Source organism: Streptomyces viridosporus, from assembly GCF_002078235.1.
GTDB classification, from domain to species: domain Bacteria; phylum Actinomycetota; class Actinomycetes; order Streptomycetales; family Streptomycetaceae; genus Streptomyces; species Streptomyces viridosporus.
This window is the reverse complement of record NZ_MSGP01000057.1, coordinates 293-18,100: the sequence shown is the minus strand read 5'-3', so window position 1 is coordinate 18,100 and position 17,808 is coordinate 293. Positions and strand designations below refer to the sequence as shown.

At 72.0% G+C, this 17,808-nt stretch carries 15 protein-coding genes; 12 read left to right on the top strand and 3 right to left on the bottom strand.

Features of this window, described 5'->3' with window-relative positions; all coding sequences use genetic code 11:
* A partial coding sequence (locus tag B7L92_RS04205) for a helix-turn-helix domain-containing protein (protein ID WP_143626232.1) occupies window positions 1-664 on the top strand: 664 nt, incomplete at its 5' end.
* A gap of 151 nt (window positions 665-815) precedes the next feature.
* Window positions 816-1,607, top strand: a complete 792-nt coding sequence (locus B7L92_RS04200; RefSeq protein ID WP_081236137.1) for a phosphatase — start codon at window positions 816-818, stop codon at window positions 1,605-1,607.
* 3 nt (window positions 1,608-1,610) lie between these two features.
* On the opposite strand, the gene B7L92_RS04195 is transcribed toward B7L92_RS04200, so the two are convergent.
* The 3 genes from B7L92_RS04195 to B7L92_RS04185 form a co-directional block, all read right to left on the bottom strand.
* Entirely contained in the window at window positions 1,611-2,489 is an 879-nt protein-coding gene (locus tag B7L92_RS04195; RefSeq protein WP_081236136.1) for an acyl-CoA thioesterase, read from the bottom strand.
* Window positions 2,490-2,524: 35 nt separating this feature from the next.
* On the bottom strand, window positions 2,525-3,682 hold the full coding sequence (locus B7L92_RS04190) for an acyl-CoA dehydrogenase family protein (protein WP_004987757.1): 1,158 nt from the start codon (window positions 3,680-3,682) through the stop codon (window positions 2,525-2,527).
* 152 nt (window positions 3,683-3,834) lie between these two features.
* Window positions 3,835-4,431, bottom strand: coding sequence for an SACE_7040 family transcriptional regulator (locus B7L92_RS04185; protein WP_081236135.1), 597 nt, complete (start codon window positions 4,429-4,431; stop codon window positions 3,835-3,837).
* A gap of 88 nt (window positions 4,432-4,519) precedes the next feature.
* Here B7L92_RS04185 and B7L92_RS04180 point away from each other — a divergent pair, with 88 nt between their 5' ends.
* The 10 genes from B7L92_RS04180 to B7L92_RS41920 all read left to right on the top strand — a co-directional run.
* Window positions 4,520-6,136 carry a carboxyl transferase domain-containing protein gene (locus tag B7L92_RS04180; protein WP_081236134.1) on the top strand — a complete coding sequence of 539 codons (1,617 nt, stop codon included), beginning with the start codon at window positions 4,520-4,522 and terminating at the stop codon, window positions 6,134-6,136.
* A gap of 26 nt (window positions 6,137-6,162) precedes the next feature.
* On the top strand, window positions 6,163-8,103 hold the full coding sequence (locus tag B7L92_RS04175) for an acetyl/propionyl/methylcrotonyl-CoA carboxylase subunit alpha (protein WP_081236133.1): 1,941 nt from the start codon (window positions 6,163-6,165) through the stop codon (window positions 8,101-8,103).
* Window positions 8,100-9,056, top strand: a complete 957-nt coding sequence (locus tag B7L92_RS04170; protein ID WP_081236132.1) for a hydroxymethylglutaryl-CoA lyase — start codon at window positions 8,100-8,102, stop codon at window positions 9,054-9,056. Before B7L92_RS04175 ends, B7L92_RS04170 begins: the two co-directional genes overlap by 4 nt.
* 5 nt (window positions 9,057-9,061) lie before the next feature.
* Window positions 9,062-10,222 (top strand): acyl-CoA dehydrogenase family protein, encoded by a 1,161-nt coding sequence (locus tag B7L92_RS04165; RefSeq protein WP_081236131.1) that lies wholly within the window; start codon window positions 9,062-9,064, stop codon window positions 10,220-10,222.
* Window positions 10,223-10,491: 269 nt separating this feature from the next.
* Window positions 10,492-11,535, top strand: coding sequence for an ABC transporter substrate-binding protein (locus B7L92_RS04160; protein WP_081236130.1), 1,044 nt, complete (start codon window positions 10,492-10,494; stop codon window positions 11,533-11,535).
* 735 nt (window positions 11,536-12,270) lie between these two features.
* Window positions 12,271-13,713 carry a lysine decarboxylase DesA gene (desA, locus tag B7L92_RS04150; protein WP_081236128.1) on the top strand — a complete coding sequence of 481 codons (1,443 nt, stop codon included), beginning with the start codon at window positions 12,271-12,273 and terminating at the stop codon, window positions 13,711-13,713.
* Entirely contained in the window at window positions 13,697-14,989 is a 1,293-nt protein-coding gene (locus B7L92_RS04145; protein WP_081236127.1) for a lysine N(6)-hydroxylase/L-ornithine N(5)-oxygenase family protein, read from the top strand. Before desA ends, B7L92_RS04145 begins: the two co-directional genes overlap by 17 nt.
* The gene (locus B7L92_RS04140; protein ID WP_081236126.1) at window positions 14,986-15,561 is read left to right on the top strand and encodes a GNAT family N-acetyltransferase; all 576 of its coding nucleotides are present in this window, start codon (window positions 14,986-14,988) and stop codon (window positions 15,559-15,561) included. The genes B7L92_RS04145 and B7L92_RS04140 overlap by 4 nt, the downstream gene beginning before the upstream one ends.
* The gene (locus B7L92_RS04135; protein WP_081236125.1) at window positions 15,558-17,330 is read left to right on the top strand and encodes an IucA/IucC family protein; all 1,773 of its coding nucleotides are present in this window, start codon (window positions 15,558-15,560) and stop codon (window positions 17,328-17,330) included. Before B7L92_RS04140 ends, B7L92_RS04135 begins: the two co-directional genes overlap by 4 nt.
* 298 nt (window positions 17,331-17,628) lie before the next feature.
* A partial coding sequence (locus B7L92_RS41920) for a DUF4429 domain-containing protein (RefSeq protein WP_255310747.1) occupies window positions 17,629-17,808 on the top strand: 180 nt, incomplete at its 3' end.

Sequence of the window (17,808 nt, the reverse complement as noted above, 5' to 3'; positions counted from 1 at the left end):
CTCGCTGCTCACCGGTGAGCACCAGAGCGGCACCGGCGCGGCGCGCTCCTCCGCGCTGGTGCGGCTGCTGCTGGGCAGTCCGCCCGAGGAGGTGGCCCCGTTGCTCGGCGGGGAGCGGTGGCGGGTGGTGCACGCCCGGCCGGACGCCCGGGCACCGGACTCCCTGGCCGCCTCCGCGCTGGGCGCCGCGCTCGGATCGGCGCTGGTGGATCCGGCCGGCGAGACCGTTCGCGTCCTGGTGCCCGCGGACCGGGCCCTCCAGGCGCTGCCCGGCTGGACCCTGGGCGTCAGCGCGGCCGTCGCCCCGCCCGACTGGCCGGCCGCCGACACCCAGGCGGCCCGCGCCCTGGCCCGGGCCCGCGCCACCCGTGCCCCGCTGGTCCGGCACGGCGCCCGCGCCGCCCTCGCCGACCTCGTCGCCCCGCACGACGCGGACGCGCACGCCCGCGCGCTCCTCGCGCCGCTGGCGGCCGCCCCCGCGCTCACGGAGACACTGCGCACCTGGCTCTCCCTGCACGGCAGTTGGGACCGCACCGCGGTGGCCCTGTCCGTGCACCGCAACACCGTGCGGCAGCGGATCGCGCGGTGCGCGGCCCTGCTGGAGACCGACCTGGACGATCCGGACGCACGGATGGAGCTGTGGTTCGCGCTGCGGCGGACCTGAGCGGTCGAGGACGCTCCGAGCGCTCCGATCCACCCGTGTTCCGAGTACCCGTGCTCCGCGTACCCGTACGCAGTCGTCCGAGTACGTGACGCACATCCCAGCGCGCGATACGCCGGGGACGGCCACAGGCCGCTGCACCACAATGGGGGGCATGCCGATACCCGGGACACCCAGCCGCGCCGAACTCCTCGCCCACCTCGTCGCCACCCGCATCGCGGGCGACGTCGCCACGCCGCGCGAGAACAACCTCTCCCACTACCGCAAGCTGGCGAACGGCGACCGCCACTACTGGCTGGGCCTGGAACTCGGCGACCGCTGGAGCGACGAGCAGGACGTGCTCGCGGTGATGGCGGAGCGGGTCGGCGTCAACGACGATCCCGAGCACCGGTACGGCCAGGACACCATCGACCCGGAGCTGACCGTCTCCGGGCTGGAGCGCATGGCGGGGCGGCTGCGCAAGGCGGCGGAAGGGCGGCAGCGGGTGCTGTTCGCCACCGGCCACCCCGGCGGCCTGCTCGACGTGCACCGCGCCACGGCCGCCGCGCTGCGGGCCGCCGGCTGCGAGATCGTCGTCATCCCGGACGGGCTGACCACGGACGAGGGCTATGTGATGCAGTTCGCGGACGTGGCGGTGCTGGAACACGGCGCCACCCTGTGGCACACGCACTCCGGTGAGCCGATGAGGGCCATCCTCACCGCCCTGGAGCGCGGGGGCCGCCCGCTGCCCGAGCTGGTCGTCGCCGACCACGGCTGGGCGGGGGCCGCGGGGCAGTTCGGCGTCGACTCCGTCGGCTACGCCGACTGCAACGACCCGGCCCTGTTCCTCGCCGAGGCGGAGGGCACCGTCCAGGTGACGGTCCCCCTCGACGACCACGTGGTCAGCCCTCGCCACTACGACCCGATGACGGCGTACCTGCTGGCGGAGGCGGGGCTCTCGCAGTAGGCGCTAGCCCCGCGGGACGCGGACCACGCCCTCCTGGATGACCGAGACCGCGAGGCGGCCGTCCTGGGTGTAGATGCGGGCCTGGCCGAGGCCCCGGCCGCCGTGGGCCGACGGGGACTGCTGGTCGTAGAGCAGCCACTCGTCGGCCCGGAACGGGCGGTGGAACCACATGGCGTGGTCCAGGGAGGCGCCCACGACGTCGCCGACGGCCCAGCCGCCGCGCCCGTGGGCGAGGAGGACCGAGTCCAGGAGCGTCATGTCGGAGACGTACGTGGCGAGCACGACGTGCAGCAGGGGGTCGTCGACGTCGCTGTCCAGCTTGCCGTTGGTGCGGAACCACACCTGGGAGTGGGGTTCGCGCGGCTCGCCGAAGCGGCCGTAGGGCGGCTCGTCGACGTAGCGCAGGTCGACCGCGGCGCGGGCCTCCAGGAAGCGGTCCACGACCTCGGGGGCGAGGTGGGAGTAGCCGCGCAGCCGCTCCTCGGAGGTGGGCAGGGCGGCGGGGTCCGGTGCGGGCGGCATCGGCTCCTGGTGGTCCAGGCCCTCCTCGTGCGTCTGGAAGGACGCCGAGAGGTGGAAGATCGGCTTGCCGTGCTGGACCGCGACCACCCGGCGGGTGGTGAAGGAGCGGCCGTCGCGGATCCGGTCGACGGTGTAGACGATGGGCGCGCCGGGGTCGCCGGGGCGCAGGAAGTACGCGTGCAGGGAGTGGGCGGGCCGGTCCTCGGGGACGGTCCGCCCGGCGGCGACCAGCGCCTGCGCCGCGACCTGCCCGCCGAAGACGCGGGGGACGACGGCGGAGCGGGACCGGCCGCGGAAGATGTTCTCCTCGATCTGCTCGAGGTCGAGCAGATCGAGGAGATCCCGTAGTGCCTGACTCATGGGGTCAGTTGTATACGCCAGGGATTTCGCGGACCTTACAGGCCCATGTCCTTGGCGATGATCGACTTCATGATCTCGCTGGTGCCGCCGTAGATGCGGTTGACGCGGTTGTCCGCGTACAGGCGGGCGATCGGGTACTCGTTCATGTAGCCGTAGCCGCCGTGCAGCTGGAGGCAGCGGTCGATGACGCGGTGCGCGACCTCGGTGCAGAACAGCTTGGCGCTGGCGGCCTCGGCGGGGGTGAGTTCGCCCGCGTCCAGGGCCTCCGTCGCGCGGTCGGCGACGGCCTCGGCCGCGTCCACCTCGGCCTGGCAGGCGGCCAGTTCGAACTTGGTGTTCTGGAAGTGGGCGACCGGCTTGCCGAAGACGGTGCGCTCCTGCACGTACTGCTTGGCGAACCGGACGGCGGCCTTGGCCTGCGCGTAGGCGCCGAAGGCGATGCCCCAGCGCTCGGAGGCCAGGTTGTGGCCGAGGTAGGAGAAGCCCTTGTTCTCCTCGCCGAGCAGGTCCTCGACGGGGACCTTGACGTCGACGAACGCCAGCTCGGCGGTGTCGGAGGTCCGCAGGCCCAGCTTGTCGAGCTTGCGGCCGACGGAGTAGCCCTCGGACTTGGTGTCGACGGCGAACAGGGAGATGCCGTGCCGGCGGTCCTCCGCGGTCGGGGCGGCGGTGCGGGCGCAGACGATCACCTTGTCGGCGTGGACGCCGCCGGTGATGAAGGTCTTGGCGCCGTTGAGGACGTAGTGCGTGCCGTCCTCGCTCAGCTTGGCCGTGGTCTTCATGCCCGCGAGGTCGGAGCCGGTGCCCGGCTCGGTCATCGCGATGGCCCACATCTCCTCGCCGGTGACGAACTTCGGCAGGTAGCGCTTCTTCTGCTCGTCGGTGGCGAGCATCTTGATGTAGGGCAGGGCGAGCAGCACGTGCACGCCGGAGCCGCCGAACTGGACGCCCGCGCGAGCGGTCTCCTCGTAGAGGACGGCCTCGAACTTGTGGGTGTCCAGGCCCGCGCCGCCGAACTCCTCGGGCACGCTGATCCCGAAGATGCCCAGCTCACCGAGCTTGTAGTAGAAGTCGCGGGGCGCCTGTCCCGCCGCGAACCACTCGTCGTAGACGGGGACGACCTCGGCCTCGATGAAGGCGCGGATGGTCTCCCGGAACGCCTCGTGATCCTCATTGAAAATCGTACGGCGCACTCCGCCACCTCCGCTTGCCTCGGGCATGTCTAAGCGCTTGCTCAGACCCAAAGATACCGGCGAGTACGGACAGGAGTCCAGAGAGGGGGTGCCGTAACGCTCGTCACGCTCCGGGAGTCACTCCGGGGCCGCCGCCCCGAACGCTCCGGAAGTCACTCCGGAGCCGCCGCCGCGAACGCCCCCCGCGCCATCCGGTGCAGCAGTCCGGCCGTCGCCTCGCGCCCGGGGAGGGATCCCGGGCGGGCCAGGTGCGGGGTGGAGTTGAGCAGGCCGAACACCGAGTGGACCGCCGAACGGGCGGCCGGTTCGGCCAGCTCCGGGTACACCTCGCGGACCACCCCCACCCACAGCTCGACGTACTGCCGCTGCAACTGGCGGACCAGCTTCCGGTCGGCGTCCCGGAGGCGGTCCAGCTCCCGGTCGTGCAGGGTGATGAGGGGGCGGTCGTCGAGCGCGAAGTCGATGTGCCCCTCGATCAGCGAGTCGAGGACCGCCCCGGGGGCCACGCCCCCGGCCTCCTCCAGGCGCCGTTTCGCACCGGTCAGCAGCGACTCGCTGATCCCGACCAGCAGCTCCGCGAGCATCGCGTCCTTGCCCGCGAAGTGCCGGTAGAGCCCGGGTCCGCTGATGCCGACCGCGGCGCCTATCTCGTCGACCCCGACGCCGTGGAAGCCCCGCTCGGCGAACAGCCGGGCGGCCTCCTTGAGGATCTGCTCGCGGCGGGTGGGGGCGTCGGTTCTGGTGGCCATGGGAACGATTCTAGACAGCGCGGTTAGCGGTCGTTAACCTGAAGGAACATGCGTTAACGCTCATTAACAAGGTGAGGGGACCCGCAGGATGCAACAGGCACCGGAGCTTCACAGCGCGGCCGATCCCGCGTCGGAGGCCTTTCGGGCCAACGAGGAGGCGCACCGCGCGCTCGTCGAGGAGCTGCGCGGCAAGCTGGCCGCGGCCCGCCTCGGCGGCGGCGAGAAGGCGCGGGCGCGGCACACCGCGCGCGGGAAGCTGCTCCCGCGCGACCGGGTGGACACCCTCCTCGACCCCGGCTCGCCCTTCCTGGAGCTGGCCCCGCTGGCGGCCGACGGGATGTACGACGGCCAGGCCCCGGCGGCCGGCGTGATCGCCGGGATCGGCCGGATCAGCGGCCGGGAGTGCGTGGTCGTCGCCAACGACGCCACCGTCAAGGGCGGCACGTACTACCCGATGACGGTGAAGAAGCACCTGCGCGCCCAGGAGGTGGCCCTCGACAACCGGCTCCCCTGCGTCTACCTGGTGGACTCCGGGGGCGCCTTCCTGCCGATGCAGGACGAGGTGTTCCCGGACCGGGACCACTTCGGGCGGATCTTCTACAACCAGGCCCGGATGTCCGGCGCCGGCATCCCGCAGATCGCGGCGGTCCTCGGCTCCTGCACGGCCGGCGGGGCGTACGTCCCGGCGATGAGCGACGAGGCGGTGATCGTCCGGGGCCAGGGCACGATCTTCCTCGGCGGCCCGCCCCTGGTGAAGGCGGCCACCGGTGAGGTGGTCACGGCGGAGGAGCTGGGCGGCGGCGAGGTGCACTCACGGGTGTCCGGCGTCACCGACCACCTCGCGGAGGACGACGCGCACGCGCTGCGGATCGTGCGGACCGTCGTCTCCACGCTCCCCGCCCGCGGCTCCCTGCCCTGGCAGGTCGAGCCGGCCGTCGAGCCGAAGGTCGACCCCGCTGGGCTGTACGGGGCGGTGCCGGTCGACTCCCGCACCCCCTACGACGTGCGGGAGGTCATCGCGCGGATCACCGACGGGTCCCGGTTCGCGGAGTTCAAGGCGGAGTTCGGGCAGACCCTGGTCACCGGCTTCGCCCGGATCCACGGCCACCCGGTGGGGATCGTCGCCAACAACGGCATCCTGTTCTCGGAGTCCGCCCAGAAGGGCGCCCACTTCATCGAACTGTGCGACCAGCGCGGGATCCCGCTGCTGTTCCTGCAGAACATCTCCGGCTTCATGGTCGGCCGGGACTACGAGGCGGGCGGCATCGCCAAGCACGGCGCCAAGATGGTCACGGCGGTGGCCTGCACCCGCGTGCCGAAGCTGACGGTCGTGGTCGGCGGCTCCTACGGCGCGGGCAACTACTCCATGTGCGGCAGGGCCTACTCCCCCCGCTTCCTGTGGATGTGGCCCAACGCCAAGATTTCGGTGATGGGCGGCGAGCAGGCCGCCTCCGTCCTCGCGACGGTCAAGCGGGACCAGTTGGAGGCGCGCGGCGAGCAGTGGCCGGCCGAGGACGAGGACGCCTTCAAGGCCCCGATCCGTGCCCAGTACGAGCGTCAGGGGAACGCCTACTACGCGACGGCCCGCCTCTGGGACGACGGCGTGATCGACCCGATGGAGACCCGGCAGGTCCTGGGCCTGGCCCTGACCGCGTGCGCCAACGCGCCCCTGGGTGACCCCCAGTTCGGCGTCTTCCGGATGTGAGGGGACCCCTGACGATGACAGAGCAGATGTTCGAGACGGTGTTGGTGGCCAACCGGGGCGAGATCGCGGTCCGCGTCATCCGCACGCTGCGGTCGATGGGCGTGCGCTCGGTGGCGGTGTACTCCGACGCGGACGCCGACGCCCGGCACGTCCGGGAGGCCGACACGGCGGTGCGGATCGGACCGGCACCGGCCGCGGAGAGCTACCTGTCGGTGGAGCGGCTGCTCGAGGCCGCCGCCCGCACCGGCGCCCAGGCGGTCCACCCCGGGTACGGCTTCCTCGCCGAGAACGCCGGCTTCGCGCGGGCGTGCGCGGAGGCGGGGCTGGTGTTCATCGGGCCCCCGGCGGACGCGATCGCCCTGATGGGCGACAAGATCCGCGCCAAGGAGACGGTGCGGGCGGCCGGTGTCCCGGTCGTCCCCGGCTCCAGCGGCAGCGGGCTGTCGGACGCGCAGCTCGCCGACGCGGCCCGCGGGATCGGCATGCCGGTGCTGCTGAAGCCGTCCGCGGGCGGCGGCGGCAAGGGCATGCGCCTGGTGCGGGACGCCTCGGCGCTGGCCGACGAGATCGCCGCCGCCCGCCGCGAGGCCCGCGCCTCCTTCGGCGACGACACGCTGCTGGTCGAGCGGTGGATCGACCGCCCCCGGCACATCGAGATCCAGGTGCTGGCCGACGGCCACGGGGGCGTCGTCCACCTGGGCGAGCGCGAGTGCTCCCTCCAGCGGCGCCACCAGAAGATCATCGAGGAGGCGCCCAGTGTGCTCCTCGACGAGGAGACCCGGGCCGCGATGGGCGAGGCGGCGGTCCAGGCGGCCCGCTCCTGCGGCTACCGGGGCGCGGGCACGGTGGAGTTCATCGTCCCCGGCGGCGACCCGTCCTCGTACTACTTCATGGAGATGAACACCCGCCTCCAGGTGGAGCACCCGGTCACCGAGCTGATCACGGGCCTCGACCTGGTGGAGTGGCAGTTGCGGGTGGCGGCGGGCGAGCCGCTGCCCTTCGGCCAGGACGACGTCCGGCTCACCGGCCACGCGGTGGAGGCCCGCATCTGCGCCGAGGACCCCACCCGCGGCTTCCTCCCCTCCGGCGGCACGGTGCTGAAGCTGCGCGAACCGCGGGGCGAGGGCGTCCGTACCGACTCCGGCCTCACCGAGGGCACGGAGGTCGGCAGCCTCTACGACCCGATGCTGTCCAAGGTGATCGCGTACGGCCCCGACCGCGCGAGCGCGCTGCGCAGGCTCCGGGCGGCCCTGGCGGAGACGGTCACGCTGGGCGTGCCGACCAACGCCGGGTTCCTGCGGCGGCTGCTGGCGCACCCGGCGGTGGTCTCCGGCGACCTGGACACCGGGCTGGTGGAGCGGGAGGCGGAGGGCCTGGTCCCGACCGACGTGCCCGAGGAGGTGTACGAGGCGGCGGCGGCCGTGCGCCTGGAGGCGCTGCGCCCGCGCGGTGACGGCTGGACCGACCCGTTCTCGGTGCCGGACGGCTGGCGCATGGGCGGCACCGCGCGACCGGCCGCCTTCCACCTGCGGGTCACCGACCCGGTGGAGCACACCCCGCGCGGCTCCCACACCGTTACCGAGGACGAGGTGTCGGTGACGCTGGACGGCGTCCGGCACACCTTCCACCGGGCCGCCGACTGGCTCGGCCGGGACGGCGACGCCTGGCACGTGCGCGACCACGACCCGGTCGCCGCGTCCCTCACCCGCGCCGGCCGGGCGGGCGCCGACTCGCTGACCGCGCCGATGCCGGGCACGGTAACGGTGGTGAAGGTCGCCGTCGGCGACGAGGTGGCCGCGGGCCAGAGCCTGCTGGTGGTGGAGGCGATGAAGATGGAGCACGTCATCTCCGCCCCGCACGCCGGCACGGTCACCGAACTGGACGTGGCGCCGGGCACCACGGTCGCCATGGACCAGGTGCTGGCGGTCATCGCCCCCGTGGAGGACGTGGAGGAGGAGACGGCATGAGCATCCCGGACGCCCCGGACCTGGGCCTGCCCATGGCCGTACCGGCCGAGGGCCTGCCCGCGCGGGTACGCATCCACGAGGTCGGCGCGCGCGACGGCCTGCAGAACGAGAAGGCGACCGTCCCGACGGCCGTCAAGGCGGAGTTCGTCCGCCGCCTGGCCGGCACCGGCCTGACCACCATCGAGGCGACGAGCTTCGTCCACCCCCGGTGGGTGCCCCAGCTGGCGGACGCCGAGGAGCTGTACCCGGCGGTGTCCGACCTGCCGGTGTCACTGCCGGTCCTGGTGCCGAACGAGCGCGGCCTGGACCGCGCGCTGGCGCTGGGTGCCCGGCGGGTGGCGGTGTTCGCCAGTGCCACGGAGTCCTTCGCCAAGGCCAACCTCAACCGCACGGTGGACGAGGCGCTGGCGATGTTCGAGCCGGTGGTGGCCCGGGCGAAGGCGGAGGACGTCCACGTCCGCGGCTACCTCTCGATGTGCTTCGGGGACCCGTGGGAGGGCGCGGTCCCGGTCGCCCGGGTGGTGGAGGTCTGCAAGGCCCTGCTGGACATGGGCTGCGACGAACTGAGCCTGGGCGACACCATCGGGGTGGCGACGCCGGGCCACGTGACGGCGCTCCTCTCCGCGCTGACCGGGGCGGGCGTACCCGTGTCCGCGCTGGGCGTGCACTTCCACGACACCTACGGCCAGGCCCTGTCCAACACGCTGGCCGCGCTCCAGCAGGGCGTCACCACGGTCGACGCCTCCGCCGGCGGACTGGGCGGCTGCCCGTACGCGAAGTCCGCCACCGGCAACCTCGCCACCGAAGACCTCGTGTGGATGCTGCGCGGACTCGGCATCGACACCGGGGTCGACCTCGGTCGTCTCGTCGCCACCAGCGTCTGGATGGCCGCCCACCTGGGCCGACCCAGCCCGTCCCGCACCGTACGAGCCCTCTCCCACCAGGAGCAGTGAACGCCATGGACCACAAGCTCTCCCCCGAACTGGAAGAACTCCGCCGGACGGTCGAGGAGTTCGCACACGACGTCGTGGCGCCGAAGATCGGTGACTTCTACGAGCGGCACGAGTTCCCGTACGAGATCGTCCGGGAGATGGGCCGCATGGGGCTGTTCGGTCTGCCGTTCCCGGAGGAGTACGGCGGCATGGGCGGCGACTACTTCGCGCTGGGCGTGGCCCTGGAGGAACTGGCCCGGGTGGACTCGTCGGTGGCCATCACCCTGGAGGCCGGGGTCTCCCTGGGCGCGATGCCGCTGCACCTGTTCGGCACCGAGGAGCAGAAGCGTGCGTGGCTGCCCCGCCTGTGCTCGGGCGAGGTCCTGGGCGCGTTCGGGCTGACGGAGCCGGACGGCGGCAGCGACGCGGGGGCGACCCGTACGACGGCCCGTCTGGACGAGGCGACGAACGAGTGGGTGATCAACGGCACCAAGTGCTTCATCACCAACTCGGGCACGGACATCACGGGCCTGGTCACGGTCACCGCGGTCACCGGGCGCAAGCCCGACGGCAAGCCGCTGATCTCGGCGATCATCGTCCCGTCGGGCACGCCGGGCTTCACGGTGGCGGCCCCGTACTCGAAGGTCGGCTGGAACGCCTCGGACACGCGGGAGCTGTCCTTCCAGGACGTCCGCGTCCCCGCGTCGAACCTGCTGGGCGAGGAGGGCCGGGGCTACGCGCAGTTCCTGCGCATCCTGGACGAGGGCCGCATCGCCATCGCGGCGCTGGCGACGGGCCTGGCGCAGGGCTGTGTGGACGAGTCGGTGAAGTACGCCAAGGAACGCCACGCGTTCGGCCGCCCGATCGGCGCCAACCAGGCCATCCAGTTCAAGATCGCGGACATGGAGATGAAGGCCCACACCGCCCGCCTCGCCTGGCGCGACGCGGCGAGCCGCCTGGTGGCCGGGGAGCCCTTCAAGAAGGAGGCGGCGCTGGCCAAGCTGTACTCCTCCACGGTCGCCGTGGACAACGCCCGCGACGCGACCCAGATCCACGGCGGCTACGGCTTCATGAACGAGTACCCGGTGGCCCGGATGTGGCGCGACTCCAAGATCCTGGAGATCGGCGAGGGCACCAGCGAGGTCCAGCGGATGCTGATCGCCCGGGAGTTGGGGCTGGCGGGCTGAGCCGTCCGTGACCGGTCCGCGCCCGGCCGGGCGCGGACCGGTCACTGCGTCGCGGGCCGGGGGTTCCGTCACCGGGCGGGTCCCCCGGTCGGCCTGCTCCCGCGTGACGGGGATCACGACGCGGGCGCGCATTCCGACGGTCCGTGAGGGGATGCATACGGGGCACCCCCTGGACAGATCATGAGGTTAGGCTAACCTAAGCCTGTTTACAGCCACAGGGCCGTGAGCGCGCACCCGTCGGCTCCGTACGCACGAAAGCAGACCCCGCCATGTCGAACGCCAGAACCGCCCGCCTCTCCCGTCGCGGACTGCTCGCCGCCGGTGGCGCCCTCGGACTCGGCGCCGTGCTCGCCGCCTGCGGGAACGACGACGCGAAGAGCGGCGGCTCGGACGCGACGGGGGCCGCCGGGTCCGGCCCCTGGTCCTTCAAGGACGACCGCGGCACCACCGTGAAGCTCGACGAGGTCCCCGCGAACATCGTCGCGTTCACCGGTGTCGCCGCCGCCCTGTACGACTACGGCATCGAGGTCAAGGGCGTCTTCGGCCCGACCGAGACCAAGGACGGCAAGGCCGACGTCCAGGCCGGGGACATGGACATCAGCAAGGTGACCATCCTCGGCAACGTCTGGGACCAGTTCAACGTCGAGAAGTACGCGACCCTCGCGCCCGACGTCCTCATCTCCACCATGTTCGACGACGCCGGCACCCTCTGGTACGTCCCCGAGGCCTCGAAGGACAAGATCGCCAAGCTCGCCCCGAGCGTCGGCATCTCCGTCTACGACCGCCAGTTGACCACCTCGCTGCAGCGCATGTGGGAGCTCGCCGAGTCGCTCGGCGGCGACATGAAGGCGGCGAAGGCCGCCGACGCCAAGAAGCGCTTCGAGGAGGCCTCGGAGCGGCTGCGCAAGGCCGTCAAGGCCAACCCCGGCATCAAGGTGATGGCCGGTTCCGCGAGCCAGGAGATCTTCTACGTCTCCGGCACCGACCTCTCCGTCGACCTGGAGTACTTCAAGGCCCTCGGCGTGGACTTCGTCGAGCCGCCGGCGAAGGCCAAGGCCGAGGGCGGCGGCTGGTTCGAGAGCCTCAGCTGGGAGAACGTCGACAAGTACCCGGCCGACATCATCATGATGGACGACCGCACCTCGGCCCTCCAGCCCGCCGACATCACCGAGGCGACCTGGAAGAAGCTGCCCGCGGTCAAGGCCGGCCAGGTCATCCCGCGCTCCGCCGAGCCGATCCTGTCCTACGACAAGTGCGTCCCGCTGGTCGAGAACCTCGCCGAGGCCATCGAGAAGGCCAAGAAGGTCAGCTGACCGTTCCCCGCACCCTCCCCCGGGAGCCGTACGTGACCGCCGTGGCCGCCCCGTTCCGTTCCTCCGCCCTCCGGGCCGTACGGACGAGGCGGCTCGGCCCGTCCCCGGCCCGGGTCGCCCCCACCGGCCCCGGGCCACGGGACTTCCGCCCCGAGGGACACGACCAACCCCTGCCGCCGCGTCCGGGCCGGAGCGAGCCGGCCGTACCGCTCGGGCGCGACGCCCACCGGTGGCGGGGCCGGCGGCACCTCCCGGACGGCGACCGGGTGCCGCTCCCCGGGCCCGCTCGCGCCGACGACCGGGCGATCCGCTTCCGGGCCGCCCGAGGACACCGGCCCGGTCCTGCCGCGGGCCGACGGGAGCGCCCCGCCCGGGACCGCCGCCGTCCCCGGGTCGCCGCCACCCGCATCCCGCCCGCGGGCCGCACGCACGGTCGTGCGGCCCGCGGGCGGGTCCGGCTGCGGCGCGCCCTCGTGAGGAGCGTGGGACCGACCGCCGCCGCGTGACGTCCGTGGGCTGCCGGCGCCGCGGGACGACCTGGGAGGGAATGCGCCAACTGGGTTGATTCAGGCGGGAGTTGAGCCGCCCCACCCGACTCCGGAGTGATCGCGGTCACGATCGGGGCCAACAGGGTACCGGGCTATGGAGGTTAGGCTAACCTAACCAAAGCCGCAGACCGCTCCGCGGCCCGCTCCCTGCCCCGCACCGGACCGTCCCCACCGGGAGGACCCCCACATGCGCTCGCACCTGCTCAACGACACCACCACGGAGCATTACCGCCGCTCCGTGACCGAAGGAGTCGAGCGGGTGGCCGCCAAAGTCGCCACCACCGACCGGCCGTTCACCGGCGTCGCGGTCGACGCACTCTCCCCCCGCATCGAGCAGATCGACCTCGACCGGCCGCTGTACGACACCACCGCGGTGCTGGACGAGTTGGAGGACGTCTACCTCCGGGACGCGATCTACTTCCACCACCCCCGCTACCTCGCCCACCTCAACTGCCCGGTCGTCATCCCGGCCCTGCTCGGCGAGGCCGTGCTCTCCGCCGTCAACTCCTCCCTGGACACCTGGGACCAGTCGGCCGGCGGCACCCTCATCGAGCGCAAGCTCATCGACTGGACCGCCCGGCGCATCGGCCTCGGCCCGGGTGCCGACGGCGTGTTCACCTCCGGCGGCACCCAGTCCAACCTCCAGGCGCTGCTGCTGGCGCGGGAGGAGGCCAAGAGCGAGGACCTCGCGAAACTGCGCGTCTTCGCCTCCGAGGCCGGCCACTTCAGCGTGCAGAAGTCCGCGAAACTGCTGGGGCTCGGGCCGGACGCCGTGGTGCCGATCCCCGTCGACCACGACAAGCGGCTCCAGACGGTCGCCCTCGCCCACGAGCTGGAGCGCTGCGTCGAGGCGGGCCTGGTCCCCATGGCCGTCGTCGCCACCGCCGGCACCACCGACTTCGGCTCCATCGACCCGCTGCCCGAGATCGCCGAGCTGTGCGCGCAGTACGGCGTCTGGATGCACGTGGACGCCGCCTACGGCTGCGGCCTGCTCGCCTCGCTGAAGTACCGGGACCGCGTCGACGGCATCGAGCGCGCCGACTCCGTCACCGTCGACTACCACAAGTCCTTCTTCCAGCCGGTCAGTTCGTCCGCCGTACTGGTCCGCGACGCGGCCACGCTGCGGCACGCCACCTACCACGCGGAGTACCTCAACCCGCGCCGCATGGTGACCGAGCGCATCCCCAACCAGGTCGACAAGTCCCTGCAGACCACCCGCCGGTTCGACGCGCTCAAGCTGTGGATGACGCTGCGCGTGATGGGTGCCGACGGCATCGGCCGGCTCTTCGACGAGGTGTGCGACCTGGCCGCCGAGGGCTGGAAACTGCTCGCCGCCGACCCGCGCTTCGACGTGGTCGTCGAGCCGTCGCTGTCCACGCTCGTCTTCCGCTGCATCCCGGCGGCGGTCACCGACCCCGCCGAGATCGACCGGGCCAACCTCTACGCCCGCAAGGCCCTGTTCGCCTCCGGCGACGCGGTGGTCGCGGGCACCAAGGTCGCTGGGCGCCACTACCTGAAGTTCACCCTGCTCAACCCCGAGACCACGACGGCCGACATCACCGCCGTCCTCGACCTGATCGCCGGCCACGCCGAGCAGTACCTGGGAGAGTCCCTTGACCGCGCTTCCTGAAGCCCCGGAAACCACCTACGACTTCGTCGGCATCGGGCTGGGCCCCTTCAACCTCGGCCTCGCCTGCCTGACCGAGCCCATCGACGAGCTCAGCGGCGTCTTCCTGGAGTCCAAGCCGGACTTCGAGTGGCACGCCGGGATGTTCCTCGACGGCGCCCACCTGCAGACGCCGTTCATGTCGGACCTGGTCACCCTCGCCGACCCGACGTCCCCGTACTCCTTCCTCAACTACCTGAAGGAGAAGGGCCGGCTCTACTCGTTCTACATCCGCGAGAACTTCTACCCGCTGCGCCTGGAGTACGACGACTACTGCCGCTGGGCGGCCGGGCAGCTCTCCTGCATCCGCTTCGGCACGACGGTCACCGAGGTGACGTACGACGAGGCCGCCGAGCTTTACGCCGTGCGGACGGGGGCCGGGGAGACCTACCGGGCCCGGCACCTGGTCCTCGGCACCGGCACCGTGCCGTTCGTCCCCGAGGCCTGCCGCGGCCTGGAGGGCGACGTCTTCCACACCGCGCAGTACATGCACCGCAAGGCGGAGCTGCGCGGGAAGAAGTCGATCACGGTCGTCGGCAGCGGGCAGAGTGCCGCCGAGATCTACCACGAGCTGCTCTCCGGGATCGACGCGCACGGCTACCAGCTCAACTGGGTCACCCGCTCCCCGCGGTTCTTCCCGCTGGAGTACACCAAGCTGACCCTGGAGATGACCTCCCCGGACTACATCGACTACTTCCGCGCGCTGCCCGAGGAGACCCGCTACCGGCTGGAGAAGCAGCAGAAGGGCCTGTTCAAGGGCATCAACTCGGAACTGATCGACGCGATCTTCGACCTGCTGTACCAGAAGAACGTCGAGAGCGGCGGCCGGCCGGTCCCCACCCGGCTGCTCACCAACTCCTCGCTGACCTCCGCGCGGTACGAGGACGGCGGCTACACGCTCGGCTTCCACCAGGACGAGCAGGGCAAGGACTTCGAGCTCCGCACCGAGGGCCTGGTGCTGGCCACCGGCTACCACTACGAGCCGCCGGACTTCCTCGACCCGATCCGCGACCGGCTCCGCTTCGACGGGCACGGCCGTTTCGACGTGACCCGTGACTACGCCGTCGACGTGACCGGGCGGGGCGTCTTCCTGCAGAACGCCGGTGTCCACACGCACAGCGTCACCAGCCCCGACCTGGGCATGGGCCCGTACCGCAACAGCTGCATCATCCGCGAAATGCTCGGCACCGAGTACTACCCCGTCGAGAAGTCCATCGCGTTCCAGGAGTTCGCCGTATGAGCACCGACGACACCGGCCTCGCCGGCTTCAAGAACGAGCTCGGCACCTTCACCGTCCGCCCGCTCGACCCGCTGCGGGACGCCGAGCTGTTGCACCGCTGGGTCACCCACCCCAAGGCCGCGTTCTGGATGATGCGGGACGCGAAGCTCCAGGACGTCGAGCGCGAGTACATGAGGATCGCGGCCGACGAGCACCACCACGCCCACCTGGGTCTGCACGACGGCCGGCCCGCCTTCCTGATGGAGACGTACGACCCCGCCCACCGCGAGCTGGTCGGCCTGTACGAGCCGGAGCCCGGGGACGTCGGCATGCACTTCCTGGTCGCGCCCACCGACACCCCGCTGCACGGCTTCACCCGGTCCGTCATCACCGCCGTGATGGCGCACCTGTTCGCCGACCCGGCGACCCGGCGCGTCGTCGTGGAGCCGGACGTGTCCAACAAGGCGGTGCACGCCCTGAACGAGGCCGTGGGCTTCGTCCCCGTGCGCGAGGTGGAGAAGCCGGAGAAGAGGGCCTTGCTGAGCTTCTGCACCCGTGAACGGTTCACCGCGGCCACGGGGGTGGGCGCATGAACCCGGCCGACGCCGTCTCCCACCTGACCCCCGAGCACTGGGAGCGGGCCAACCGCCTGCTGATCCGCAAGGCACTCGCCGAGTTCGCGCACGAGCGGCTGATCACCCCCGAGGAGACGGGCCGGGGCCGCTACGCCGTGCGCAGCGACGACGGCCTGACCGAGTACCGCTTCACCGCCGTGCGCCGCGCCCTGGACCACTGGCAGGTGGACGCCGACTCCATCGCCCGCCACCGCGGGGAGGACGAACTCCCGCTCGCCGCCCTGGACTTCTTCATCGAGCTGCAGAAGTCGCTGGGGCTGAGCGAGGAGATCCTGCCGGTGTACCTGGAGGAGGTCTCCTCCACCCTCTCCGGCACCTGCTACAAGCTCACCAAGCCGCCGGTCACCTCCGCCGAGCTGGCCCGGAGCGACTTCCAGGCCGTCGAGACCGGCATGACCGAGGGCCACCCCTGCTTCGTCGCCAACAACGGGCGGCTCGGCTTCGGCGTCCACGAGTACCTGGCGTACGCGCCGGAGACGGCGCACCCCGTGAAGCTGGTGTGGCTGGCCGCGCACCGCTCGCGGGCCGTGTTCACGGCCGGCGCCGGCGTCGAGTACGAGTCGTTCCTCCGGGAGGAGCTGGGCGGGGCGACCGTCGAGCGGTTCCACGGCGTGCTGCGCGAGCAGGGCCTCGACCCCGCCGACTACCTCCTCGTCCCCGTCCACCCCTGGCAGTGGTGGAACAAGCTCTCCGTCACCTTCGCCGCCGAGGTCGCGCGCAGGCACCTGGTCTGCCTCGGTGAGGGCGACGACGAGTACCTGGCGCAGCAGTCCATCCGGACCTTCTTCAACACCACCCACCCCGGCAAGCACTACGTGAAGACGGCCCTGTCCGTCCTCAACATGGGCTTCATGCGCGGGCTGTCCGCCGCCTACATGGAGGCGACCCCGGCGATCAACGACTGGCTGGCCCGGCTGATCGAGAACGACCCGGTGCTGCGGGCGACGGGCCTGTCGATCATCCGGGAGCGGGCGGCGGTCGGCTACCGGCACCTGGAGTACGAGCGGGCGACCGACCGCCACTCGCCGTACCGGAAGATGCTGGCGGCGCTGTGGCGGGAGAGCCCGGTGCCCTCGCTCCGGGACGGCGAGAGCCTGGCCACCATGGCGTCGCTGGTCCACGTCGACCACGAGGGGAAGTCCGTCGCGGGCGCGCTGATCGAGCGGTCGGGGCTGGCGCCGGCCGAGTGGCTGCGACACTACCTGCGCGCCTACTACACCCCACTGCTGCACAGCTTCTACGCCTACGACCTGGCGTACATGCCGCACGGCGAGAACGTCATCCTGGTCCTCGGGGACGGGGTGGTGCGGCGGGCCGTCTACAAGGACATCGCCGAGGAGATCGTGGTGATGGACCCGGACGCGGTGCTGCCGCCGGAGGTCTCCCGGATCCGCGTGGAGGTCCCCGACGACCAGAAGCTGCTGTCGATCTTCACGGACGTCTTCGACTGCTTCTTCCGCTTCCTGGCCGCGAACCTCGCCACCGAGGGGATCCTGGACGAGGACGGCTTCTGGCGCACGGTCGCGGAGGTCACCCGCGAGTACCAGGCGTCGGTGCCCGAACTCGCCGACAAGTTCGCCCGGTACGACCTGTTCGCCCCCGAGTTCGCGCTGTCCTGCCTCAACCGGCTCCAACTGCGCAACAATCGGCAGATGGTGGACCTCGCGGACCCGTCCGGCGCGCTCCAGCTGGTCGGCACCCTGCGCAACCCCCTCGCGGGGTTCTGACCCACGAACGGGCGGGCACCCCGGAGTACGGTCCTCCGGGGTGCCCGTCTGCCGTTTCCGCCCCTCGCCCCCTCCCCGGGCCGGCCGGGGCACCCGCGGGGACCTGGGGGACCCGATCCCCGGCGCGTCCCAGCGCGTCCCAGCGCGGCCCCTGCGCCGCGCGCCGCACCCGGTGGTCCTCCCGGTCGTGCGCGACCGGGAGGACCGGCCCGGCCCGGCCACGCCCGGCAACCGTCCGCGAGGGAGACCGGGAAGGGGCTGGACCACCATCCCGCGGAACCGGTGAAACAATCCCCCCATGGCGGAAATCATCCAGAAGGACGGCACCTGGGTCTTCGACGGAGAGGTCCTGCGACTGACCCCCGGGCGGGACAAGAACGTCGGCCTGCTGCGCAGGACCCTGGGTGAACTGGTGGTGCCCCTGGGGGCGTTGGCGGGGATCTCGTTCGAGCAGGGCAGGAAGGCGGGGCGGCTGAGG

Bases quoted from the DNA above. Each gene is read 5' to 3' on its own strand.
- B7L92_RS04200 (WP_081236137.1), top strand. From the start codon at position 816: ATGCCGATACCCGGGACACCCAGCCGCGCCGAACTCCTCGCCCACCTC.
- B7L92_RS04195 (WP_081236136.1), bottom strand. From the start codon at position 2,489: ATGAGTCAGGCACTACGGGATCTCCTCGATCTGCTCGACCTCGAGCAG.
- B7L92_RS04185 (WP_081236135.1), bottom strand. From the start codon at position 4,431: ATGGCCACCAGAACCGACGCCCCCACCCGCCGCGAGCAGATCCTCAAG.
- B7L92_RS04180 (WP_081236134.1), top strand. From the start codon at position 4,520: ATGCAACAGGCACCGGAGCTTCACAGCGCGGCCGATCCCGCGTCGGAG.
- B7L92_RS04175 (WP_081236133.1), top strand. From the start codon at position 6,163: ATGTTCGAGACGGTGTTGGTGGCCAACCGGGGCGAGATCGCGGTCCGC.
- B7L92_RS04170 (WP_081236132.1), top strand. From the start codon at position 8,100: ATGAGCATCCCGGACGCCCCGGACCTGGGCCTGCCCATGGCCGTACCG.
- B7L92_RS04165 (WP_081236131.1), top strand. From the start codon at position 9,062: ATGGACCACAAGCTCTCCCCCGAACTGGAAGAACTCCGCCGGACGGTC.
- B7L92_RS04160 (WP_081236130.1), top strand. From the start codon at position 10,492: ATGTCGAACGCCAGAACCGCCCGCCTCTCCCGTCGCGGACTGCTCGCC.
- desA (WP_081236128.1), top strand. From the start codon at position 12,271: ATGCGCTCGCACCTGCTCAACGACACCACCACGGAGCATTACCGCCGC.
- B7L92_RS04140 (WP_081236126.1), top strand. From the start codon at position 14,986: ATGAGCACCGACGACACCGGCCTCGCCGGCTTCAAGAACGAGCTCGGC.
- B7L92_RS04135 (WP_081236125.1), top strand. From the start codon at position 15,558: ATGAACCCGGCCGACGCCGTCTCCCACCTGACCCCCGAGCACTGGGAG.